At 45.0% G+C, this 24,222-nt stretch carries 19 protein-coding genes and 1 pseudogene; 17 read left to right on the top strand and 3 right to left on the bottom strand.

Annotation, left to right across the window (positions count from 1 at the left end):
* Positions 1-6: 6 nt before the first annotated feature.
* The 6 genes from ACLTOQ_RS12350 to codY all read left to right on the top strand — a co-directional run bounded on the left by ACLTOQ_RS12350 (position 7) and on the right by codY (position 7,862).
* Positions 7-1,056, top strand: a complete 1,050-nt coding sequence (locus tag ACLTOQ_RS12350; RefSeq protein WP_412319562.1) for a tRNA dihydrouridine synthase — start codon at positions 7-9, stop codon at positions 1,054-1,056.
* Between the two features lie 168 nt (positions 1,057-1,224).
* Positions 1,225-1,857 (top strand): RNA polymerase sporulation sigma factor SigK, encoded by a 633-nt coding sequence (gene sigK, locus ACLTOQ_RS12345; protein ID WP_337598303.1) that lies wholly within the window; start codon positions 1,225-1,227, stop codon positions 1,855-1,857.
* A gap of 176 nt (positions 1,858-2,033) precedes the next feature.
* Positions 2,034-3,602 carry a YifB family Mg chelatase-like AAA ATPase gene (locus ACLTOQ_RS12340; protein WP_412319561.1) on the top strand — a complete coding sequence of 523 codons (1,569 nt, stop codon included), beginning with the start codon at positions 2,034-2,036 and terminating at the stop codon, positions 3,600-3,602.
* Between the two features lie 57 nt (positions 3,603-3,659).
* Positions 3,660-4,880, top strand: a complete 1,221-nt coding sequence (gene dprA, locus ACLTOQ_RS12335; RefSeq protein ID WP_412319560.1) for a DNA-processing protein DprA — start codon at positions 3,660-3,662, stop codon at positions 4,878-4,880.
* Positions 4,881-4,961: 81 nt separating this feature from the next.
* On the top strand, positions 4,962-7,046 hold the full coding sequence (gene topA / locus ACLTOQ_RS12330; protein ID WP_117962627.1) for a type I DNA topoisomerase: 2,085 nt from the start codon (positions 4,962-4,964) through the stop codon (positions 7,044-7,046).
* A gap of 21 nt (positions 7,047-7,067) precedes the next feature.
* Positions 7,068-7,862 carry a GTP-sensing pleiotropic transcriptional regulator CodY gene (gene codY, locus ACLTOQ_RS12325; protein ID WP_412319559.1) on the top strand — a complete coding sequence of 265 codons (795 nt, stop codon included), beginning with the start codon at positions 7,068-7,070 and terminating at the stop codon, positions 7,860-7,862.
* A gap of 438 nt (positions 7,863-8,300) precedes the next feature.
* Here codY and ACLTOQ_RS12320 read toward each other — a convergent pair whose 3' ends face one another.
* Positions 8,301-9,608, bottom strand: coding sequence for an IS30 family transposase (locus ACLTOQ_RS12320; RefSeq protein WP_412319097.1), 1,308 nt, complete (start codon positions 9,606-9,608; stop codon positions 8,301-8,303).
* Between the two features lie 369 nt (positions 9,609-9,977).
* Here ACLTOQ_RS12320 and rpsB point away from each other — a divergent pair, with 369 nt between their 5' ends.
* The 11 genes and pseudogenes from rpsB to ACLTOQ_RS12265 all read left to right on the top strand — a co-directional run bounded on the left by rpsB (position 9,978) and on the right by ACLTOQ_RS12265 (position 20,791).
* Positions 9,978-10,739, top strand: coding sequence for a 30S ribosomal protein S2 (gene rpsB / locus ACLTOQ_RS12315; protein ID WP_021915115.1), 762 nt, complete (start codon positions 9,978-9,980; stop codon positions 10,737-10,739).
* A gap of 53 nt (positions 10,740-10,792) precedes the next feature.
* Complete coding sequence (gene tsf / locus ACLTOQ_RS12310) at positions 10,793-11,719, top strand: translation elongation factor Ts (protein ID WP_117962634.1); 927 nt, start codon at positions 10,793-10,795, stop codon at positions 11,717-11,719.
* Positions 11,720-11,981: 262 nt separating this feature from the next.
* Entirely contained in the window at positions 11,982-13,652 is a 1,671-nt protein-coding gene (locus tag ACLTOQ_RS12305; RefSeq protein WP_412319558.1) for a cobaltochelatase CobT-related protein, read from the top strand.
* A 9-nt stretch (positions 13,653-13,661) separates the two neighbouring features.
* On the top strand, positions 13,662-14,396 hold the full coding sequence (locus ACLTOQ_RS12300) for a hypothetical protein (protein ID WP_021915118.1): 735 nt from the start codon (positions 13,662-13,664) through the stop codon (positions 14,394-14,396).
* A 287-nt stretch (positions 14,397-14,683) separates the two neighbouring features.
* Positions 14,684-14,902 carry a DUF5348 domain-containing protein gene (locus ACLTOQ_RS12295; RefSeq protein ID WP_021915119.1) on the top strand — a complete coding sequence of 73 codons (219 nt, stop codon included), beginning with the start codon at positions 14,684-14,686 and terminating at the stop codon, positions 14,900-14,902.
* Between the two features lie 98 nt (positions 14,903-15,000).
* Positions 15,001-16,158 (top strand): annotated as a pseudogene (locus ACLTOQ_RS12290) (AAA family ATPase); the annotation flags it as partial.
* Positions 16,159-16,472: 314 nt separating this feature from the next.
* The gene (locus ACLTOQ_RS12285) at positions 16,473-17,210 is read left to right on the top strand and encodes a hypothetical protein (protein ID WP_021915121.1); all 738 of its coding nucleotides are present in this window, start codon (positions 16,473-16,475) and stop codon (positions 17,208-17,210) included.
* 20 nt (positions 17,211-17,230) lie between these two features.
* Positions 17,231-17,869 carry a hypothetical protein gene (locus tag ACLTOQ_RS12280; RefSeq protein WP_021915122.1) on the top strand — a complete coding sequence of 213 codons (639 nt, stop codon included), beginning with the start codon at positions 17,231-17,233 and terminating at the stop codon, positions 17,867-17,869.
* A 245-nt stretch (positions 17,870-18,114) separates the two neighbouring features.
* Entirely contained in the window at positions 18,115-18,567 is a 453-nt protein-coding gene (locus ACLTOQ_RS12275) for a hypothetical protein (protein ID WP_021915123.1), read from the top strand.
* Positions 18,568-18,741: 174 nt separating this feature from the next.
* Entirely contained in the window at positions 18,742-20,109 is a 1,368-nt protein-coding gene (locus tag ACLTOQ_RS12270; protein ID WP_021915124.1) for an AAA family ATPase, read from the top strand.
* Complete coding sequence (locus ACLTOQ_RS12265) at positions 20,093-20,791, top strand: HNH endonuclease (RefSeq protein WP_021915125.1); 699 nt, start codon at positions 20,093-20,095, stop codon at positions 20,789-20,791. The genes ACLTOQ_RS12270 and ACLTOQ_RS12265 overlap by 17 nt, the downstream gene beginning before the upstream one ends.
* A gap of 187 nt (positions 20,792-20,978) precedes the next feature.
* Here the strand turns inward: ACLTOQ_RS12265 and ACLTOQ_RS12260 are convergent, their stop codons facing one another.
* A complete protein-coding gene (locus ACLTOQ_RS12260; RefSeq protein WP_412319120.1) occupies positions 20,979-22,196 on the bottom strand; it encodes an IS256 family transposase in 1,218 nt (405 codons plus the stop codon).
* A 213-nt stretch (positions 22,197-22,409) separates the two neighbouring features.
* On the bottom strand, positions 22,410-23,984 hold the full coding sequence (locus ACLTOQ_RS12255) for an IS1182 family transposase (RefSeq protein WP_412319557.1): 1,575 nt from the start codon (positions 23,982-23,984) through the stop codon (positions 22,410-22,412).
* Positions 23,985-24,222 lie beyond the last annotated feature (238 nt).

The raw sequence follows: 24,222 nt of genomic DNA, 5'->3' as shown, positions 1-24,222 counted from the left end.
AGTTGCATGCAGTATGAATTTGCCCCGCTGGAGGGGATTACAGGATATATTTACCGGAACGCGCATCATGCGTGCTTTCCGTCGATGGATCGCTATTACACACCGTTCATCACGCCGAAAAAAGGGAAAAGCTTCACGACGCGGGAGTGGAACGACATTGCAGCAGAGCACAATCAGAACATTGCGGTCGTTCCGCAGATCCTGACGAATCAGGCGGAAGGCTTTTGCAAGGTTGCGGGGATGCTCAAAGAACAGGGCTATGAAGAAGTGAACTTAAATCTTGGCTGTCCGTCTGCCACCGTGACGGCGAAGAAAAAAGGCGCCGGATTTTTGGCTGATCCAGACGCACTGGATGCGTTTCTGGAGGAAATTTTTGCACACAGTCCGCTGAAAATTTCGATCAAAACGAGAATTGGCGTGGAAAACCCGGATGAATTTGAGCGCCTGTTGGATATTTTTTCCCAGTATCCGATTCAGAAGCTGATCGTGCATCCCCGCGTGCTGAAAGAGTTTTATAAAGGAAACGTGCACCGGGAAGCCTATGTGCGGGCGAAAGAAAGGCTGAGCGCAGCTGCAGCAGATGAAGAAACTGTGGAACGGACCATTCCGGTCTGCTACAACGGCGATTTATTCAGCGTTTCCGATACGGAGAGATTTTTGGTGGAGTATCCGGGTGCGGATGACCTGATGTTCGGCAGGGGAATGCTGATTGACCCGGCGCTGGTGATGCGGCTGCGCGCCCGAAGAACTGATTTGGCAGAAAAAAACGCTGCAAAGAAACTGCGCCTGGAAAACGGAAGCACAGTCTGGGAGGACGCTGCGAAGCGAGTATCGGATATCCGCGATTTTTATGGGCGATTGGCGGAGGATTACGCAGCGGTGCTGTCCGGAGAACGGGACGTACTATTTAAAATGAAGGAACTCTGGGGCTGGCAGGGACAGCTGTTTGAGGGCTCCGAAAAATATCTCAAAAAAATCCGCAAGGCGCAGAAGATGACGGAATATAAGTCCGCAGTGGCGGCGCTGTTTGCAGACTGCCCGATCAAAGACGCGTGAATACAGCGCGCCAAAAACAGCTGCGCCGCCAGATAGCCGCTGCGCGCCAAAATCGAGCATATCGCTCAAAAATAGGGACAGATGGAAAGGCACGGGACGAAAAAGGTTTTCATAAAATAAAGTAAATTGCAGGAGGCCGGAGCATTGGCAACGGCTGGGGAGCTAGGAGTGAAAACCTTTCAGAAACCTCTGTCGAAGGAAGAGGAAAGCCTTTGCATACAGGCATTGCAGGCAGAAGATGCCGGAAGAAAAAGCGAGGCGAAACGGCTCCTGATTGAACGGAATTTAAGGCTGGTCGCGCACATTGCAAAAAAATACAGCAGCGAGGAAGAACTGGAAGACCTGATTTCAATCGGGACAATCGGGCTGATCAAGGCGGTGGAGACCTTTGACCCGCAGAAAAACAGCCGTCTGGCAGCCTACGCTGCCCGATGCATCGACAACGAGCTTCTGATGATGCTGCGCAGTAAAAAAAAGACATCGCGGGAAGTATCGTTATATGAGCCGATCGGAACGGACCGGGAGGGCAACGAGATCAACCTCCTGGACGTGATGGAACAAAAACAGCCGGACATTGTGGAAGAGATGGAAAAACAACGGCTGAACCAAAAGCTCTATGAGCTGATGGAAAGCGTGCTCAGCCTACGGGAAAAGGAGGTGCTGTATCTTCGGTACGGACTGCCCGGAGGAACGGAACTTACGCAGAAAGAGGTAGGAAAACGGCTGGGGATTTCCCGAAGCTATGTCAGCCGGATTGAAAAACGAGCGCTCTTACGCTTACGGGATGCGGCGTGGGGATGAAAGGCTGATTTTTGAAAAGCAGCGGTGCAAAAAGCAGTGAGTCGGAATGCACAAAAAACGGTTGACAGCATGCTGCGGCATGCGGTATGGTTAAAACAGTTATGATAGTTGGAGGGCAGAGGAAAAATCTGCCCTTTTTCTGGTTGGCTGAATTTCCCGGGACGGAAAGGGGAAAGATGTATTGTCAGATCAATGCAGGCGGACTTTATGGCCTGCAGAGCTATGTTGCGCAGGTGGAAGTCGATATTTCAAAAGGGCTGCCCTGTTTTGATATGGTAGGACTTTTAGACAGTGAAGTGCGGGAGGCGCGGGAACGTCTGCGCGTTTCCCTGCATCACATCAACGCGGCGCTTCCGGCGGAAAAGATTACGGTAAATTATTCTCCGGCAGGAATCGTGAAATCCGGGACATCGTTCGATTTGCCGACCGCACTCGTCATCCTTGCGGCGCAGGGAAAAGTGCCGCCGGAGCGGTTGAGGGAGCTCTGGGCGGTGGGCGAGGTCGGGCTGGATGCGCGAATTAAGCAGGTTCGGGGCGTACTGGCGATGCTGCATGCGGCAAATCAGAGCGCTTTTCGAAGCTATTTGATTCCGTTTGAAAATCTGGGAGAAGGGCTTGCGGTTGGAAAACTGCCGGTCATGGGCGTTTGCAGCCTGGAAGAAGCAATGGAGTATGTAAACGCGTCGGCGCAGGAACAGGAACGGATGCGGCGGGATGCGGAAGACAGATGGCAGAGTCAGGCAAAAGGCAGGACGGAAAAAGAAAAGAAAACGCCGGACTTTGCATTGCTGTGCGGAATGGAGGAAGCAAAGCGCGCTGCAATGATTGCAGCTGCCGGAGCCCATAATCTGCTTTTGGCTGGACCGCCCGGCACCGGAAAGACGATGCTTGCGAGGTGTCTGCCGGGAATCCTGCCGCCCATGAGCGAGGAAGAAAAGCAGGAGGTGTCTGCAATCTACAGCGCGGCAGGGCAGCTGGAGGATGGAACGCTGATTCAGGAGCGACCGTTTGTCAGCCCGCATCATACGGTATCTGTTTATGCAATGACCGGAGGCGGCGCTGTTCCAAAACCGGGAATGGTGACGTTGGCGCACCGGGGCGTGTTGTTTTTGGATGAAATGACGGAATTTAAACGACAGACGCTGGACGTTCTGCGGCAGCCGATGGAAGAGGGAAAGATTTTTCTTGCCCGGAGCCGGGGAAACTTTGTGTATCCGGCGGATTTTATGCTGTTAGGAGCGACGAATCCATGCCCCTGCGGATATTATCCGGACAGAAACCGCTGCAGATGTCAGGACTGGGAGGTGCACCGGTATTTGGCGAGACTTTCGGGACCGCTTCTCGACCGGATGGATTTATGCTGTCAGATCAAACAGACGCCGATTCGAAAGCTGTGGGAAAAAAGAGAAGCTTCCTATATAGATAGCGACAAAAACGGAAGCAAATGGATGCGGGAACAGGTGCTGGAGGCAAGAAAGCGGCAGCAGATGCGATGCCGTGGCGCAGCAATGCGGGAAAACGGTCGGTTGAGTCCGGGGGAAATTTTAAAATACTGTCCGTTGGGACTTGAGGAACAGGAGTTTCTGGAACAGGCCAGCGAGCAGGCGGGGCTTTCCATGCGGGGATGCCACCGCGTTATCCGTGTGGCGCGGACGATTGCAGATCTGGAAGGAAAAGACCGGATTGGTGTAGAGCATCTGGGACAGGCGCTCTTTTTCCGAAATCAGAATGTGCTGCGGGAATGAAGCGCCGCGGGCAGAAGGGAGCATAGAATAGAAAAACAACAGAATTGTAAAAGTCAAATGGAGCAGGAGCGCACTCTGGCACTTGCCCTTTGCCGGGTGGAAGGGATCGGCGCTGTCAGCATTCGAAAGCTTCTGGAAAAGGCAGGAGACGTTTCCGAAATCCGAAAGCTTCCGGCGGAAAGTCTGCAGAAGCTGCTGGGGGAGAAAAAAGCGGCGCTTTTGAAAAACTGGGATGCGCCCGAAAATCTGGAACAGGCAAAGCGACAGGAGGAGCAGTGGAAGAAAAAAGGAATTTCCTTCGATTTTTTGTGGGAAGAAGCGTATCCAAAACGGTTGAAGGAAATTTCCGATCCACCGCTGGTACTGTACAGGATCGGGAAGCTGCCGGAGCCGGAAAAAAAGATGGCAGCCATCGTCGGTGCGCGCGCCTGTTCCTCCTATGGAAAAGAAATGGCGGAATATTTCGCCAGGGGACTTGCGAAGGAGGGGATCGGAATTGTCAGCGGTATGGCGCGCGGAGCAGATGGAATCGCGCAGCGGGCGGCGCTGTCAGCAGGCGGATATTCGGTTGCGGTGCTGGGCTGCGGTGTGGACATCTGCTACCCGGAGGAGAACAGACCGCTGTATGAAAGGCTGTGGGAAAACGGATGTATCCTGTCGGAATATCCGCCGGGGACGCAGCCACATTCGCGACTGTTTCCGCCGCGCAACCGGATCATCAGTGCACTTTCGGATCTCGTACTCGTTATCGAAGCGCGTGAAAAGAGCGGAACGCTGATCACCGTAGATATGGCGCTGGAGCAGGGAAAGGATGTGTTTGCTGTGCCGGGACGTATTACGGATACCTGTAGTCGCGGCTGCAACCGATTGATCGGAAATGGCGCAGGTATCGCGGTGAGTGTGGCACAGCTGCTGCAGGAACTGCAGGGCAGCGTACCGCACGCAGGTAGAGACGAAGCGTTTTCCTTAGCCCAGGCAGAACGCCCGAACGCTGCCAAGGCTGCCGGTGTGATTGCAGACAAAATGCTGTGCCCTGTGACAGACGCTCTCAGCTCTACCGCCTCATCCTCCTGGCCGCCTCTGCGCAAAACGATCTGGCAGGCGCTGGATACAATGCCGCAGAGCATGGACGAAATTGCGGATACCCTTGTGAGACAGAAGATATCCATAAATGTGCAGATGCTGATGCAGGAGCTTGTTTTTCTGGAGCTGGAGGGCGCTGCAGGAAGCGTAATGGGGCGATATTACAGGAAAACTTTTGCTTGCAATGACGGATGATATGGTGTATAGTGGTTCACGATCACTGCACAGGACCAAAAATGTGCGTAATAGCAGTAATGAAAATTGGGGATATCAAATATGGCAAAATATTTAGTGATCGTGGAGTCACCGGCCAAAGTCAAAACGATCAAGAAGTTCTTGGGGGCGAACTATGAAGTAGCAGCCAGTAACGGGCATGTGCGTGACTTTCCCAAGAGCCAGTTCGGCATTGATGTAGAGCATGATTACGAACCGAAGTATATCACGATCCGCGGCAAGGGTGACATCCTGGCGAACCTCCGCAAAGAGGTCAAAAAAGCAGAAAAAATCTATCTCGCAACCGACCCGGACCGGGAGGGAGAGGCGATTTCCTGGCATCTGATGGAAGCGCTCAAGCTCTCCGGAAAAAAGGTGTACCGTATTACCTTTAACGAGATCACGAAGACAGCAGTGAAGGAATCGTTAAAGCATGCGAGAGAAATCGATATGAATTTAGTGGATGCGCAGCAGGCGCGCCGGATGCTGGACCGTATGGTTGGCTATCGGATCTCCCCGCTTCTGTGGGCAAAGGTGAAGCGGGGACTTTCTGCCGGGCGTGTGCAGTCTGTTGCCCTGCGCATTATCTGTGATCGCGAAGAAGAGATCAATGCGTTTATTCCGGAGGAATACTGGACCCTTGATGCAGCATTCCAGATTCCAGGGGAAAGAAAACCCCTGATAGCCAAATATTACGGGGAGCAGGATACCAAGCGTATTCTAAAAACCGCAGCGGAAGTAGAAGCAGTCAAAAAGGATTGCGAAAAGGCAGAGTTTCAGGTGAGCGACGTCAAAAAGGGCGAGCGCATCAAGAAGGCTCCCCTTCCCTTTACCACCTCTACCCTGCAGCAGGAAGCCAGTAAGGTGCTGAATTTTTCCACACAGAAAACCATGCGGCTGGCGCAGCAGCTGTACGAAGGGGTAGATATCAAGGGAAATGGTACAGTCGGTATCATCACCTACCTAAGAACCGATTCCACGCGTGTTTCCGAAGAGGCGGAAAACATGGCGCGCAGCTATATTACTGAGAAATACGGCGAACAGTATGCCGGAGAAGGCACCGTGAAAAAGGGCGGACAGAAAATTCAGGATGCCCACGAAGCGATCCGTCCGACGGACGTTGCACGGACCCCTTTGGAAATCAAAGAATCCTTAAGCAGGGATCAATTTCGTCTCTATCAGCTGATCTGGAAGCGCTTTATGGCAAGCCGCATGACGCCAGCCAAGTACGAGACAACCTCTGTGAAGATTGATGGCAACGGACATCGTTTTACGGTTGCGGCCAGCAAGGTGATCTTTGACGGTTTCATGAGTGTATACACGATGGACGACGAGGATAAGGCAGAAAACCGCACCCTCGCAAAAAGCATCGACAAGGATACGAAGCTGTCCTTAAAGGAATTTGACGGGGAGCAGCATTTTACTCAGCCTCCCGCACATTATACAGAAGCGTCCCTTGTCCGGACGCTGGAAGAACTGGGTATCGGTCGTCCCAGTACCTATGCACCGACGATCACTACGATCCTTGCACGTCATTATGTCATTAAAGAAAACAAGAACCTGTATGTGACGGAGCTGGGGGAGGTTGTCAATAAGATGATGAAGGAGGCGTTCCCGACAATTGTGGACGTCAACTTTACAGCGAATATGGAAGCACTTTTGGACGGCGTTTCCGAAGGAACCGTAGACTGGAAGACAATTGTTTCCAATTTCTATCCCGATCTGGAGGAGGCTGTGCAGAACGCGGAGAAGGAACTGGAAGAGGTCAAGGTGGGAGACGAGGAATCAGATGAGGTTTGTGAGCTGTGCGGACGGCGCATGGTAATCAAATACGGACCTCACGGCAGATTCCTGGCATGTCCGGGCTTTCCGGAATGCCGCAATACCAAACCTTATTACGAGAAAATCGGCGTAGCATGCCCCAAGTGTGGCAAGGATATCGTCCTGAAAAAGACACAGAAGGGCAGAAAATACTATGGCTGTATCGGCAACCCGGAGTGCGATTTCATGGTATGGCAGAGACCTTCCAATGAAAAGTGCCCGGTCTGTGGCTCCATTCTTCTGGAAAAGGGCAACAAACTCGTATGCTCGAAGGAGGGCTGCGGTTTTGTCAAAGAGAAGGAAAAAGAAGAAAACGGCCAGGGATAAATTTGTGGAGGAACAGAAAAGATGAGCGGGATTCAGCTGCTGGATAAGACAAGAAAGATCGGGAAGCTGCTGCATAACAGCCATTCCAGCAAAGTTGTTTTTAACGATATCTGCAAGGTGATGCAGGATGCGCTGCAGTCAAACGTGCTGGTGATCAGCCGAAAAGGAAAAGTACTGGGCATTTCCGGCAAGGACGGCGGTGCAATCCGGGAGCTTTCCGGCTGCAACGTCGGAAGCTTTCTTGATCCGCTGCTGAATGAGAGAATGCTTTCAATTTTGTCCACCAAAGAAAACGCAAGCCTTGCGACGCTGGGCTTTGATGGCGAAGAGGACGAAGAATTTTCCGCGATCGTGACACCGATCGAGATCGCAGGGGAACGCCTCGGCACGCTGTTTTTATACCGCAGGGGGCAAAGCTATACGATCGACGATATTATCCTGTGCGAATATGGCTCCACGGTGGTGGGGCTGGAAATGCTGCGGGCCGTGACCGAGGAGAGCGCGGAGGAAGACCGCAAAATCGCAGTGGTACACGCCGCACTCGGAACCTTATCCTATTCCGAACTGGAAGCGATCAGCCTGATCTTTCAGGAGCTGCATGGGACGGAAGGCATTCTGGTCGCAAGTAAAATCGCGGATCAGGCGGGCATTACCCGTTCCGTTATCGTCAACGCGCTGCGCAAATTTGAGAGCGCGGGAATCATCGAATCCCGTTCCTCCGGCATGAAAGGCACTTATATCAAGGTCTGCAACGAATTTGCCTATGGGGAAATCCGCAAAATGACGTCACTTGTAAAAGTTAATTCCACTTTGTAAGGGTAACTTCCACCTTGTAGGACTAACTTCCACGGGGTGGAAGTTTTTTCTTACAAAAATGGTGGTATTTATGTCAAAAAGCATCTATAATAAACCAAAAGCCGGAAAAATGCGCATCAAAATGAGAAGTCGAATTCACGTGGTCCTGGTAAGAGTTAGTGAATTCCACCCCTTAAGGTAACGATAGGAAACTCATCCAACTGCGTAGGACTCCGGCCTTTTGATTGTTTATAAGGAAATTTCTGCAGATGCAGAAATCTTTATCCTTACTTCGCCGGGGTACTTTTTATCTGATGAAATTAGCTGTGTCAAGGCCAAAGCTTTAAAAAGGTGCCTGCGGCAGCCTTGACACAGTTAATTCTCATCAGAATTGTATTAATCAAGCGAAGTAAGGATAGAAGTGTGCAATGCACACAGATAAAGAGAGTGCTTCTTTCTTTATTTGTGTTTCAATAATTCCGGTTTCAGAATGATTTCATTTGCAGGTATTTTGTGAATACCGAGTAAGTCTAATATTTCCTTGCCATAGTAGAATTCAAACATTTCATAAGGTGATTTATCACCAAGTTCAGGTCTTCCATAGGAATTGATGTGATCCATCATGAGATTGATTTCCGCCTGAGCGTACTGCCCAAGATCCGTGAATTTTGGAATGATTCTTCTTATGAATTCATGGTTATTTTCACAAGCTCCCTTCTGACCGGGAGAAGAGGGATCACAATAAAATACCCGAGACCTTATCACACCATCTGAGTCAACTTCAATACCGAAAGGATCTGAAAACTCGGTTCCGTTGTCGGCCAGACATAGGGGGAATAGTTTGGTGAAGTTATCAAACCCAAGTAATTCGTATAGATGATCAAATATGTCAGTCACAGATTTAGAGTCATTTGCTTCCCGCAAAAATGCCAGTTGAAGCTTTGGAAGTACAAAGTGAATGGTGAGTAATACAGAACCGCCCTTTATCCCTTCTACAGAATCAAGTTCAGTAACAGGGAGCGAAGGATTGTTCATTCTGTAAAGCTTATAATCATCATAGGTTCTGCCTATTCTGCAGGATTTATCAACTTTGAGAGGGACTGACTTTTTCTTTCTGGGCTTAAATCGGACCTTTCTGGGCATGTCTATGTTTCTGGCAGAAAAAAGACCACTATCGGCATAAATATAAGCGGTTTTTTCACAGCAGGAAATCTTGTCCTGATTGTTAGCAAGTATGTGATGGATAGATTGACCGTTTTTGAGTAAAGGACTTATTACGGAATCAAGCTGTTTCAATTCATCTTCGCAGAGATTAAAGCCTGAACGTGATTCGCTGCGCACCAATTCATACTCTTTTTGCGCGGAAAGAGCTTTATAGAATCTTTTCTCAAGGGTGCAGCTGTTTAACAGATCACAACCATTACATACGTAGGGAGCCTTGGATAGTTTGGGACATTCCTCTTTGGAGTAGTCCGAACAGGAGGTTGTACAATGCCCACAGGCACTGCATTTGTTACGGTTTTTATGACGTTCGCAGGCAAGGCATATATCGCCGTAATGGAAACAGTGCTTTCTGTTCAGGCAGTCGTTAAAAGGTCTATAAGGAGCACCTTTCTTTTCAAATATGATATGAGCTTTCACTTCTTTGGATACAGTGGTACAGTCCTTAAGAATCTGTTTGCCAATGGCTTTAAAACTCATATTTTTATTAAGAGAATGCTCAATTACGTATCTTTCATCAAAAACTAAATGTTTATTCTTATTCATATGTTTCTCCAGTTCCGGCCGGAGCTTAGAGATGGACGAATAAGAATAAGATAGCATTAAGAATAAGTAACTTCCACACCTGATGTTTGGAGGTAGTAAGTTCCACATCGAATTAGATAGGGGTGGAAGTAAGTTTTACAAATGAGTATCCGCAAAATGAAGGAAAAGAAGTAAATAATAGTCTTGCAAGTCATCAGCATTTATGATAAAATCCTAATGTTGTGACCATAAAACATGTGTCTGGTTCCGTCACCGGTGTCCTTTAACGCTTTGGATGGCTGGCGGGTGGAAATGGTGGATCCTGTGAATTGAGCTTTACAGGATGTTTCTAAAAAGGCACAGAGGAAAAAACCAATGGAGGTAAAAACAATGAGCGTTATTTCTATGAAACAGTTACTTGAAGCAGGTGTTCATTTCGGACATCAGACCAGAAGATGGAACCCTAAAATGGCTCCTTACATCTTCACTGAGAGAAACGGTATCCACATCATCGACCTGCAGAAATCTGTAGGCAAAGTGGACGAAGCTTACAAGGCAGTATTTGAGATCGCAGCACAGGGCGGCACTATCCTGTTCGTCGGCACCAAGAAGCAGGCACAGGACGCTGTTAAGACCGAGGCTGAGCGCTGCGGTATGTATTTTGTAAATGAGAGATGGCTGGGCGGTATGCTGACCAACTTCAAGACCATCAGAAGCAGAATCGAGAGACTGAAAGCAATCGAGACCATGTCCGAAGACGGTACCTTCGATGTTCTGCCTAAGAAAGAAGTTATCCAGCTGAAGAAGGAATGGGAAAAGCTGGAGAAGAACCTGGGCGGTATCAAGAACATGACCAGAATCCCGGATGCAATCTTCGTTGTTGACCCTAAGAAGGAAAAGATCTGTGTACAGGAAGCTCATGCACTGGGTATCACACTGATCGGTATCGGCGACACCAACTGCGATCCCGAAGAGCTGGATTACATCATTCCTGGTAACGACGATGCAATCAGAGCCGTTAAACTGATCACTTCCAAGATGGCAGACGCTGTTATCGAAGCAAATCAGGGCGAAGAAGTTTATACCGAAGAAGCAGCTGCACAGGGCGAAGCTTCCGATATCGAAGAAGTAGCTGCTGCAGAAGAGGCATAAATACTTTTTGACAATAGAACCCAATAAACTGATTTTATATGGAGGAAAGTAAAATGGCTGTTACAGCTGCAATGGTAAAAGAGTTAAGAGAAATGACCGGCGCTGGTATGATGGACTGCAAAAAGGCGCTGACCGCAACAGAAGGCGACATGGACGCTGCTGTTGAATTCCTGAGAAAGAACGGACAGGCAAAGGCTGAGAAGAAGGCTGGCCGTATCGCTGCAGAAGGTATCTGCCGCATCGCTGTAAAAGACGAAGGCACCGCTGCTGTCGTAGAAGTAAACTCTGAGACAGACTTTGTTGCAAAGAACGAGAAGTTCCAGAACTTCGTAGCTGCAGTTGCTGAGCAGGCAGTAAATTCTGACAATACAGAGCTGGAAGCATTCCTGGATGAAGCATGGCATGAGGAACCCTCCAAGACTGTAAAGGAAGTTCTGGTTGAGCAGATCGCAGTAATCGGCGAGAACTTAAAGATCAGAAGATTCCAGAAGGTTACCGCTCCCCTTGTTGTTTCCTACACACATGGCGGCGGACGTATCGGCGTTTTAGTAGAAGCTGACACCGATGTAAAGAACGATGCGGTAAAAGAAGCACTGACCAACGTAGCAATGCAGATCGCTGCACTGTCTCCGAAGTATGTTTCTACTGCTGACGTTTCTGAAGAGTACAAGGCTCATGAGAAAGAGATCCTGATGGCTCAGATCCAGAACGATCCTAAGATGGCTGGCAAGCCTGAAAAGGTAATCGAGGGCGCAGTAAGTGGCCGTCTGAACAAAGAGCTGAAGGAAGTTTGCCTGTTAGAGCAGGTATACGTAAAGGCAGAGGACGGCAAGCAGACCGTTGCTCAGTATTTGGCTCAGGTAGCAAAAGAGAACAATGCAAACCTGACTGTAAAGGGCTTCGTTCGTTTCGAAACCGGTGAAGGTATCGAAAAGAAGGTAGAAGACTTCGCAGCAGAAGTTGCAGCTCAGCTTGGCTGATCACGGCGCATTCTGATAAGACTTGCACCGCAAAGGGAAAAACAATAGAATGCACGCTCTGCGAGCATTCTATTGTCATGAATAAAGGACTGTCGCATTAGCAAATAGGTTTGCTGGGCGACAGCCCTTTTTTTATCGTATAGGAAACTTCGTTTCCATACGATAATAAACGCGCTACGCGGATCGCACTGCAGCGGAATGGAAGAATGTCGCTTACGCGACCCGCCGCAGGCGGAGGAGCCGGGAGCAGAAAGTGCTTGGCATGATCGGGGTGGCAGCACATGAATGCGGACACATCAATTTCAGTAATTTTGAAAAGCGCAGGATTTATGCTTCCGGAATCCGGGAGGGAATCTTATATCCGGAACTGCCAGAGCCAAAAAATGAAGAGGAAAAACAGGTACTTGGGGAATTGCAGGTATGTCTGGAGCAGAAAAAGGAGAAGGAATTGAGAGTGATCCGGGAAACGCTTTTGTATCTGCATAACATTCTGGAAGATATGTATATCGAAGCAAGGCAGTGTGCGGAATATGGCGGGATTGTACAAAAAGCCATCCGGTTCCTTGGAAGATGGGACATGGAACGGGCAGAAAGCATCCGGCAGATGCAGGAATACGGGATGGACAGCCTTTCCATCATGAAAAATGTCCTCCTGCAGTATCTGAGGAGCAAAAAAGTAAATGACTGGGAGCGCGCAGGCGGAATTTATATGGAAATGCTGGAGCGGTGCAAGGAGACGCTGGATGAAGTGGTAATCCCGGCAGACGAAGATGTGCGCTTCCGGGCGGCAAACAGGCTGCTTCTGATTCTGTGGGAGTTTGTAAAGGAGGCTTTTGAACAGGAAGAGAGCGGAAAAGAAGATACAGAACAAATTCCCCCTGAATATGAAGGCGGCGATGGAGCTGGGAAATGGAAAGAGTCCGCAGCCACAGATACAAAGGAAGGGGAAGAAAAAAGAAGACGTGCGGCTGCCGTTCTGGGCGGGGAACAGCAGGAAAAGGCAGCCGCGGAGGATAGCGTAAAGGAGATTAGCGACGAAATCGGAAAAATTGTGACAAAAATGGAACAGGAAATGCTTGAGCGGGAACTAAAAGAGAACGCAGATAAGATGGATCTGGGAGAAATCCATAACGGGTATAGGCTGCGGATCATAAGACCAGAGCCAACATTGGAACAGATTGCACGATATGAAGTAATGAAAAAGAAGGTGGATGCAGCTGCAGAAAAAATGGTACGGTTGATTGCCCCGCATTTGGAGGAACAGGAAAGATTTCAGAAAGGGATGGTACAGGGGAAAAAAGTCTGTGGGAGCCAGATTTACCGCAGGGATGGCAGGATTTTTAGGAGCCGGAATATTCCGGGCAACCAGGACGCGGCGGTGGGGGTATTGATCGATGAGTCCGCATCCATGGATATCCATAACCGGATTGGCAGTGCGCGATATACCGCCTGTGTGATATACCGCTTTTGCCAAAGGCTCGGGATTCCCGTGCTGATTCTTGGTCATTCCACAGGAATTGGCGAGAAAAAAGAGAGTGTTGAGCTGTATTCCTATGCAGAATTTGACGCATGGGATCAAAAGGACTGTTTTCGCCTTACGGGAATCCGTTCCAGATGGAACAATAGAGACGGGGCTGCCTTGGCATACGCAGGGATGCGGCTTGGAAAAAGAGCTGAGGGACAGAAGCTTTTATTTGTTATTTCGGATGGGCTTCCTCTTGCGGAGGGGTATCGGGGGGAAGCAGGGATAGCGGATACCAGACGGGAAAGAGAAAAGCTGGAGCACAGAGGAATCCATGTGATGGCAGCGGCAATCGGGGAAGACAGGGAACTGATTAGACGGATTTATGGAAAAGGATTTTTGAACATATCGGATACGGAACGGATACCTGCGGCAATGGCGGGGATCATCCGGCAGTATATGGGAAAGTAGGTGAAAGGCTTGGAAAAGAATGGTGGAAAAACCGATTACAGCAGGATCACTTCGCGTCAGATCGCAGTATATAAGACAGATAAGGCACTTTTGGAGCTGGTAGACAGCTTGAAACCGGCGGGAGCTTCTTATCCGGCACACATCCATGCATCCGGGGAAGAGGATGAGGAAGGATATTCCCTGATCCGTCTTCAGATGGTGGATTATTCTGCAGGAACTGGTCAGAAGTCTGTCAGTGTGTATGCAAACATCAGCCCGGATGAGGCACTATACCTGTATTCCAGAATATTCAGCGGTGTGCAGACTTTTTTCATGTCCCGGCAGAAGATATTTGGGGAAGCAAAAAAAGAAGGGTATGCCAATGTGACAAAGCTTATGGTCAGCAGGTATGAAACAGACAGCGCTGGAAAAAAGCGGGCATATCCGTGGTCAGTCCAGATCCAGAACGGGATTGGAATCAAAGGGAAAAACAGCAACGGGGGGACATACTGTAAAAAGGATAGTTTTGTTTCGGATGGAGCTGCAGAAATCTTTTTAACGGATGCGGACATGTTCCACATGTTTTCGCGGGCAGAGGCATGGATCCGGGCATTTGAACGGGAACAGACAGGAAGAAAGCAGAGAAAGGAGAATTTTGGCAGTCTGTACCGGCTGCTCAATAAGGAACTGGAAGGGCATTTTGCGGGGCTCTATCAGAGATTTGAGGAAATGGGGCTTTTGGAGCCAGATGAAAAGGCAGCCTGAATTTTTTAGAATCTAACTTATTGTAATGGTATCTATATTCAGGGACGATAAGAAAGATTTTATGATACAGACCAGTTTCAGATTTAAGAAATAAATAAATTCCCGGGTGTCGAAAAGGCAGCGGCAGGGCAGATATAAACGGATTGTTTGTACCTGCCCTTTTTATTCCCGTGAAAAATTTGGGGGAAAATTCAACTTGAGAGAAGAGGGATGTGTCTTCTGAAATAGGAACTTACTTCATATATGGAGGATTTGTATAATATCGAGATTTACCGGAGGAAAGCAGAATGGAGAAAAGACAGGGAGCATTGTATTTTGACAGGGAAGAGGAGCGCTATAATATTCGTTTCGGCTTGGAAGAATGTTATCATGGCCTGTACTGCGGGGAAGGGCTGGAGGTGCTGGTAGGAAAAAGATGGGTGCGTACCCGGATTGAAAAGGCAGCGGACTGGTATCTGGTTGGGATTGATACGGACTGGCTGGACGGGCTGCGGGTAAGGGTATGAGTAAGCTTGCTATTTGCAAGTGTGGATGGTAAAATTACAGGTAACAGGGAGAGCATAGAAAGGGAAGGAATGACAACTGTAAGGAAGGGGCTGAACAGATGGGAAGATTCTTAAATCCGGATAACAGTGCGTTTCAGGTAGCGTTAAATTCAGAAATTTATGTTGATAAGACAGGACTGTTAGAATATACGAACAGGGTAATGGGGACAAAGCAGGGGTATATTTGCAACAGCCGTCCGAGACGGTTTGGAAAATCCATTACGGCTGACATGCTCACGGCATATTACAGCAGGGGTTGTAGTTCTAGAGAAATGTTTGAAAAATTAAACATTGGTAAAAGTACGGATTTTTTGGAACATCTTAACCGGTATGATGTGATTCATCTGGATATCCAGTGGTTTCTGGCAACAGTGGACAGCGTTGATGAGGTCATAAACTTTATTACGGACAGCGTGCTTGTCGAATTGCGGGAGAGTTATCCGGATGTTTTGCCGGAAGAGGTAAATACAGTACCGGATGCGCTTTCGCGGCTCAGGGAAGAAAACGGTCAGAAATTTGTTGTAATCATTGATGAATGGGATGTTCTGATTCGGGATGAGTCGGCAAATGGCAAAGTCCAAAAAGCTTATATTAATTTTTTAAGGGGAATGTTTAAAGGATCGGAACCGACAAAATACATCCAGCTTGCGTATTTGACAGGAATCTTACCGATTAAAAAAATCAAAACCCAGTCGGCGTTAAATAATTTTGATGAATTTACGATGCTGGATGCCGGCAGGCTGGTTTCATTTGTAGGTTTTACAGAAGATGAGGTAAAGACACTTTGTGAAAAATACCGGATGGATTTTGAACAGGTAAAAAAATGGTATGATGGGTATTGTTTGGGGGAATGCCATATTTATAATCCGATTGCAGTAGTAAACCTTGTAACAAAAGGAAAATTTAAAAGTTATTGGTCAGAAACCGGCACCTATGAGGCAATCGTGCCTTTGCTTAATATGGACTTTGAAGGTTTGAAAACAGCAATTATTGAGATGTTGGGAGGAAGTCGGGCAGAGATTGATGTATCTTCTTTTCAGAATGATATGGTAAGTTTTGCAAACAGAGATGATGTGCTTACGTATCTGATCCACCTTGGGTATCTGGGCTATGACGAGGATGCAGAGGCGGCATTTGTGCCGAATGAGGAAATCAGGCAGGAACTGACAAAAGCGATTAGAAGAAATGCGTGGGATGAAATGATCCAAAATCAGAGATGTTAGGATTGATTGTTGGAATATGCATATTTTTGTAATGGAATGGTAATTGATAGGGAGTGAGATGCTTTGTCAGAGTGTCAGAAACTTGAAAGGGTTTCTGGCACTTTTTAAATTCATTCGTATTAAATTTGACCAAAAATGAGGGGAAAATGTCGTTTCGTGCATAACATGTTGAATTTGTAATAAATTTATGTATAATAGAAATTGAAATAGAATTTAAGGTATTTTGAAAAGGGAGGCGAATCCGATGCACAACGAATTTTTTTTAGTAGTACTTAGAAAACAGAAGAATTGTGATGAAGGAGGTCTCTATGAAAAATATTATTAAGTATTTGGGGTGTTTGGCTCTAGGATTATTGATTTTGAACAAGGTAGATTTTTCGGTATATGCGGCAGAACCCTCTAAAGTTGTAAGGCATGTAGAGTATGATGAAATTACAGATGTGAATCAGCTGTTACAGATGGGGATTGAAGAATATCAAAAAACTCCTAAAGTAAGAAATCAAAGCGAAAATGAAGAAATAACTGTGAAACAGTTATTAAGTATTACAGAATATGATGATGGTACGATTGAAAAAGAGTACTGTGTTACAGGTTTGGGCATGGTTGATAAGTCCGGTAAAAATGTGTCTGCAGCTCAAATCGCGAGGGCAGATTCTCCGGTAAATAAGGATAAGCAGGTGTCTAATTATGGAGTAACATTAGTGTGCTCACTTTATACAACAATGAGGCTGGATAGTGTATTCGATATGCCACTATTTAGGGTTGATAAGGTAACCACTACTATTTTAAGGACAGGTAGTGTATATCCGGGAAATGGAAGCACGCGGTATAATCATCAGCGTGGAAATGAATTTAAGTCTGTGCCTTTTACCGCCAGCACGGCATCAAATCAAAGTTTTACGATTCCCGGAAGCGCAAATTTCTACCATTCAAGTCCAGAGCCTCTTGCAGGAGGGTTAGTAGCACAGTCGGATGTTTCTTTATCGAATGGTAAGTCTTTATCTGTAATTGTAGGTGTCCCTTCAGATGATCCGTATGCAAAATAAATTGGGGAGAAGAAAGTAAAATGAGGGTAAAAATTTTTAATAGAATTATTATTCTTTTATGTATGATTTTGCTTTTATCTGGATGTGGACAAAAAACCAATACATTTCCTCAAATAGAAGATTTATCTCTTTTTGGTAGCAGCGTTAAGGAGGCTGGTAAATTATTAGGAATAAACCTTTTAGATATATCTCCTACTATATCAGAAAATTCAGAACAACTGGAAGTATACCAGTTACCTGGAACATGGATGATTGGAGAAGGAGAAGCGGAGGTTAGCCTTCATTTTTTGACCACGTCAACACCAAAAGGAAATCCAATGGGTTTGGAAATGGTTACCATGGAATTTTCAGAAGGAACGGATTTAAAAAAACTGTGGGAGTATATTTCTGAAACATGGAATTTGAAGGATAATCCAGATTGGGATAAGGACGAAAGAGGAAATGTTCAAGAGTTTTCATGGATGTCGGAACCTTTGGATGCGGAGACGACAGAGAAACTTGAAAAAATATCAGAAGAAACTTTTGGTAATTCGATGATTTATGTTATGCCATATATTTATATGGAAGGACGTATACGAAAAGATGGTTCAGTTCTATTTTATGTGTTTAGCGCCAGTGGTGCATTAAAGCATCATGAGGATGACTGGGACATAGATTAGCAGAAATCGGAAGATAGATTGACTTTAAAGTAAATATCATTTTTGAAAAATGTAAAGGAGTTGTACATGGTAATAAATGTGCAACTCTTTTATATAGGCAGGCTAACAAGTTCATGTTTTCAAAACAAGAATTGAAAGTTTGAGATATATGGAAAAGGGTGATACTGAGAGCGGCTAAAAGAAATAGTAGTTATCAAGATAGAGCTGGATGATTGAAGTACATTTAGAGTTAAAAAGGGGAAAATATGGGAAAAAGAAAAGAATATAGAAAAATAATAAAAAATTACAAAGAACAGAAAATAGTTTTTCAAGAAGAGATGAAATTGGATTATAGTAAATTAGAGGAAACAATTGCAGAGGCAATAAAAATAGAGAAAGAGAGGGAGAATGAAAACAAGAGAAAACATAGTAAAAAAAGGGAACTCCTATATAAAACTCTCAATATAATTTTTTATATGGTATTGATGATAATAGTTCTGTCGCTATTATATTCTATTTGTATGGCTTTTATAAGCGGAAAAATTGATGATATAGTTGGTTTTTTGATAACAATTGCAACGCTGATTATAATAATTATTATTATGATTTTGTGTTTTGATGAGTCATTTCAAGATGATGTTGAAGAAGCAGCAAATCATTTAGGGGTTAATGTTGCGGTGCTGGCACTTATTCTTTCGCTAATTAGTTTGATAAAGTAGATGCATAGATATTACAAAAATTTGTATGATAAAATTTTTATCCATCTACTTCCAAAATAGTCGAAAATCAATTGATTTTTTCGAAAAGATGTCAATCAGGAAAATTGACAATCATCTACAGAGAATGTTATAGTTGATACTATAAAAAAGAGTGATTGAAAGGCAGCAAAGGCTATGTGTGAATTTAAAATTCAGGAATTGGCTCTTTTGAATTACAGAAGATTTGAAAATGAAAAATTTACGTTAAATCCCAGAATGAACGTTTTTGCTGGAAAGAACGGGTCTGGAAAAACGACCGTATTAGAAGCTGCAAATGTAATGCTGGGAGCATATCTGGCAGCCTATAAAACATACGTTCCGTCCCGGTTTGTATACAATATAAAATCGGCAGATGTGCGGCAGAAAGCACAGATTTCTGAAGACAGTACGATTTTTACCACGGGGACGATCTCTCAATATCCTTGTAAAATCAGCTGTATAGCAAAATGGGGGGAGCAGGATAAAACGATAGAATTTCAGCGTGTAATCCTGAAAGAAGATGCCAGAACAAAATTTGGCGGTTCAAATCCGATGCAGCCGACAGTAATAGCGTGGGAAGAAGCAATATCAAAAGCAGATCATTCAGATATTGAAGTTGTTCTTCCATTGGTACTTTATCTTAGTACAGCACGTTTATGGAAAGATGGAAATAAAAAAGCGACAAAAAGGGGGGTATTCAGCAGGACGGATGCCTATAACCATTGTCTGGATGCGCAGCATGGACTGGATATTGCATTTCGATATTTGGATACACTAAAAGCAGTTTCGATGGAAGAAAATGGTGGAATACTGTTTCCGGCATATCAGGCGATTTTAGAAGCAGTAAATGAGGCATTTAGCGAAGAACTGCAGCCAGGGGAAGAGATTATATTTTCGACCAAATATGAGGATGATATGATTGCCCTTAAGACAGCAGAAGGAACAATTCTTCCATTCCGAATGCTTAGTGATGGTTATCGGAATGTGATAAAGATTATTCTTGATATTGCAACTAGGATGTGTATTTTGAATCCGTATTTGAAAGGGGATGCTCTTAAAAAGACACCGGGAGTTGTTTTGATCGATGAGGTTGATTTAAGTTTGCATCCGACCTGGCAGAAGCGCATTATAAGAATCTTGAAGGAACAGTTCCCAAGGATTCAATTTATCTGTGCGACACATTCGCCGTTTATTATTCAGTCTCTTGAAGACGGGGAACTGGTTACTTTGGATCAGCCGTTAGATAGTGAATATTCGGGTGAGGGGATTGAAGATATTGCGGAAGATATTATGGGCGTGGTACTGCCTCAATATAGTGAAAAAAAACGGAAAATATATGAAGCCTCACGAGAGTATTTTTCTGCGCTCAAAGAGGCAAAGACACAGGATGAAATTGAGAAGTTGGGAAAACGATTAGCTGAACTGGAAGCTGAGTACAGCGAAAATCCGGCATATATGGCATGGGTTCACCAGCAATATACGGAGAAAGCATGGAAGGTTAAAAAAAATGAGGGCAATAGATAAGGGCGGATCGCCTTATAAAGAAATAGACGAGTATCAGGATGCAATACCGTATTTGGAAAAGAAAATTGGTTTATATTGTTCTTATTGCGAAATGTCAATTAAACATGTTCCGGAAGTAGAGCATAAAATTTCCAGAAAGAATGGCGGAGACTGGACGGCATGGAGCAATTTGCTTTTAGGATGTAAATATTGTAATACCAGAAAAGCAGCAAAGATAACACCACAAAATGTGGGGGAGTATTTATGGCCAGATTCTGATAATACAGCGGTGGCTTTTTCCTATACGAATGGGATTCCAAAGGTAAATGAAGATATATTGAGTGCGTTAGATCCAACTGGGATTTGCTGTGAAAAGGCGAAAAATACATATGAAATGGTTGGATTGGGAAATATACCGATACAAAAGGATGATAAAGACAGAAGGGCTACAAGCAGGAATAGTGCGTTTATTAAAGCAAGGGAATCTTTGGAAGGATGGCGCCAGATTAAAGATGCGCCAGAAACGTATAAAAGCGTTATGAAAACACAAATTATGATAACAGCTGTAGCAGAGGGATTTTTTTCTGTTTGGATGACAGTTTTTGCGGACGAACCACAGATTTTGCAGGCATTGATAGAAAGTTTTCCGGGTACTAATGGGGCATATTATGGTAAGGATGGGAAAATAAAGAAGATTATGTAAAAAGAAAAAGGGCGTGTGAAAAAACGAGAAATCGAGACCGTTTCAAGTTTTGTGTAAACGTTAAAAACTGATATAAGATTTGTGAATAGTTACAAATGGGCAGAGCCGATTTTCCGGATTCTGCCCATATCTGCATTATACAGTAGTTTTTAGGCATGTCAATAAAACCTGCCTAAAATTGACTGTTTTACAGGTTCCGTCCTGCCAGACGTTCTTCAAAATAAATTTCAAGCTGGGAATGGATCTGTCCCCAGTCCTGCCTGTGACCGGTCCATTTTTTCGTGATATCCATGGTTGCCAAATACAGCATTTTCAAAAGGCTGTCATCCGACGGAAAAACCGTTTTGCTTTTGGTCACTTTCCGGAGCTGACGGTTGAAGCCTTCAATGGCATTTGTGGTGTAAATCAGGCGTCTTACTGCCTCTGGATATTTGAAATAAGTGGACAGGGTTGCCCAGTTATCATTCCAGGATTTATAGATTTTCGGGTACTTGGAATCCCATTTATCTTTGAACAATTCTAACTCATTTAAAGCTGTTTCTTCCGTTGGAGCCGCATATACAAGCTTCAGATCAGCCATCAGTTTTTTGATATCTTTGTAGGAGACAAACTTCGTTGAATTGCGGATCTGGTGGATGATACACTGCTGAATCTCTGTTTTTGGATAAACAGCCTCGATTGCCTGTGGAAATCCATTTAAACCATCAACGCATGCAATCAGGATATCCTCAACGCCTCTGTTTTTTAATCCATTCATGATAGAAAGCCAGAACTTCGCACTTTCGTTCTCTCCAACATACATTCCAAGGACATCTTTTTTTCCGCTCATGTCGATACCAAGAGCAATGTAAACCGCACGTTTTACGATACGTCCTTCGCTGCGGACATGATAGTGGATCGCATCCATAAATACTACAGCATACACTTCTTCCAGAGGACGTTCCTGCCATTCTTTTACAATCGGCAGGATTTTGTCTGTGATCCGGCTGATTGTGCTGTCAGAAATATCAATATCGTATAATTCACGCATGTGGGATTCAATGTCTCCGGTTGTCATTCCCTTGGCATACATGGAAAGTATTTTTTCTTCCATGTCCTGAGTTACGGTATTTTGATATTTTTTAATCAGCTGTGGTTCGTAATCACCGTTACGATCCCTTGGGATCGCCACATCCATATCTCCATAACTGGTGTGCATGGTTTTGCTGGAATGACCGTTTCTGCTGTTGTCTGTTTCTTTGTTACGATAATCATACTTGGAATATCCTAATTCTTCATCCAGTTCCTCATCCAAAGCACCTTCCAGAAGAACAGACATCATGTCACGCATGATACTGTTTACATCGGTGCCGTCTTTGATGCTGATATCATTATTTTTCAGATAGTCGCGCATCATTTCTCTCATTGCTGCTTTTTGTGGGCTGTCTTTTCTTCTTGCCATAAAAATAACCTCCAAACTGAGTAATTTTATCTTACATCAGTTTGGAGGTTTACACAAACTTTGGGATACTCCCGAGAAATCATTTTTTACACGCTCTTTTAGACTAAAAAATTATAAACGAAGTACTCTCTAAAAGCGCATTTCCCCCTTACCCCATAAATTTGTTGATTTTCAAATCTATGCAACTGATTTTATTTTCATCTGTTTGTTGTGGAATTTATAAAGATTGTGTCCCAGTGAAACAAGGTATACTTCAAGTTGAACGGATTTTATCCCTCTTCGCACAATCCGTTTATACCACCGGTCATTTTTTATAATACCAAAAGTACCTTCTGCCTGGATGGAACGGTTCATTCTAAGCAGCGCACCCTGGATACTCTCAAGGTTTTGAATCACTTCCTGATGCATCTTTGTTAGTTCCTGATTGACACGCACGGTACGGTTTCCTTCTCCCTTTTTACATTTTTCCGCATAAGGACATCCACTGCAGTCTTCGCACTGATAGATTTCCTCTTCCCGTCCATACGCGTTTCCTTTTATTGCCTTACGGTACTGCAAATGAAATCCCTTTCCGTTAGGGCACCGCATTTTTCCATCTCCGTCGATCTTGAAATTAACTGCCCGGAATGGGTCTTCATGATAGTTTTTGTCAGTGGTTTCTTTCTTAAACATTGGGAATTTCATATATTTTTCCAGCCCATTCTGTTCACAGAAAATATAGTTATTATACGAGCCGTAACCGGCATCCGCTACCGGATATTTGGGGTAGAATCCATAAATATCATGGAACTTATTCATGAGGGGGATGAAACAGTCCATATCTGAACGGTATTGGTTCACATCAACAACCGCTATATACTCATCCGCCACACCGACCTGGACATTATACGCCGGGAGCAGCTGGTCATTTCCCATATAGTCCTTTTTGATTCGCATGAAAGTAGCGGAATGATCAGTCTTGGAATAGCTATTGCGTCCATCTCCACAGATTTGGATCTTTTCTACATATTCATTCAGCTTTGACAGATATTCCTTAAGTTTTTCATAATGGCGCTGCTGGACGGACTTTCGATGTCCTTTACCAGCGACAAACGTTGCTTCATCCAACTGCCAGATTTCTACGTATTTCGATGCGGCTTCCTTTAAGTATTCTGGCGAGTATTCCGTATTAATACGGAACTTTATCCCCGTGTATTGAAGCTCAAGATTAATTTCCTGAAACAGGGAAGTGATCTTCTCAAACAGGCGGTATCTGGATTTTTCAGTCGCCTTCTTCCATACCCAGGAATACTTGTTTGCGTTGGCTTCAAACTTAGAACCGTCAATATATAAATGTTGCAGGTCCGTATGTTCTTCCTCAAAAATTTTTTGATTGATATCACAGAATAGTTTCTCAATAGAATCGCTGAGTATCTCATTGATAAAATATCCAAAAGTCCGATAGGATGGGACTTCATGATCCATCAGATACATGAACCTTAGATTCACTTTGCAGCTGTCTTCCAGCTCACGAAGAGAGACATATCCATTTGTCATAAATCCGAACAGGATTGTTTTCAGCATACTGACCGGGTTATACCGAAGTCTTCCCACCTCATGTTTCGGGATTTCCTTCAGGTATTTCTCCAAATCGATTTCTCCCATAAATCGATCAAATGTCAGCACCGGATCACAAATGTCCAGATAATCTTGAATTAGTATTGGCAAAACTGCCTGTTTTGGGTTAGAATAAGTACGTGTTATTTTTTTCATTGCAGATTAATTTTAACACAAAAAGAAGGACCTTGGAGTCATTATGAATCCTTGGTCCTTTTTTTTATAGGCTATATTTTTTCACAGCCCCTTTTTGATAATTCCGTTCAATATGTTGTAGAGAATGCAAAAAAGTGCTATGGTAATATAGAATAATGCCAGGATCAAAAGGCCTAAACCTGCAGGAGCTTGCTCATAGGTGGGAGAAAGACCTTTTGCCCCCGACTTTGAGAATGAA

This window comes from Gallintestinimicrobium sp. (assembly GCF_046968865.1).
GTDB lineage: Bacteria > Bacillota > Clostridia > Lachnospirales > Lachnospiraceae > Gallintestinimicrobium > Gallintestinimicrobium propionicum.
This window is presented reverse-complemented; position numbering and strand designations above follow the sequence as displayed.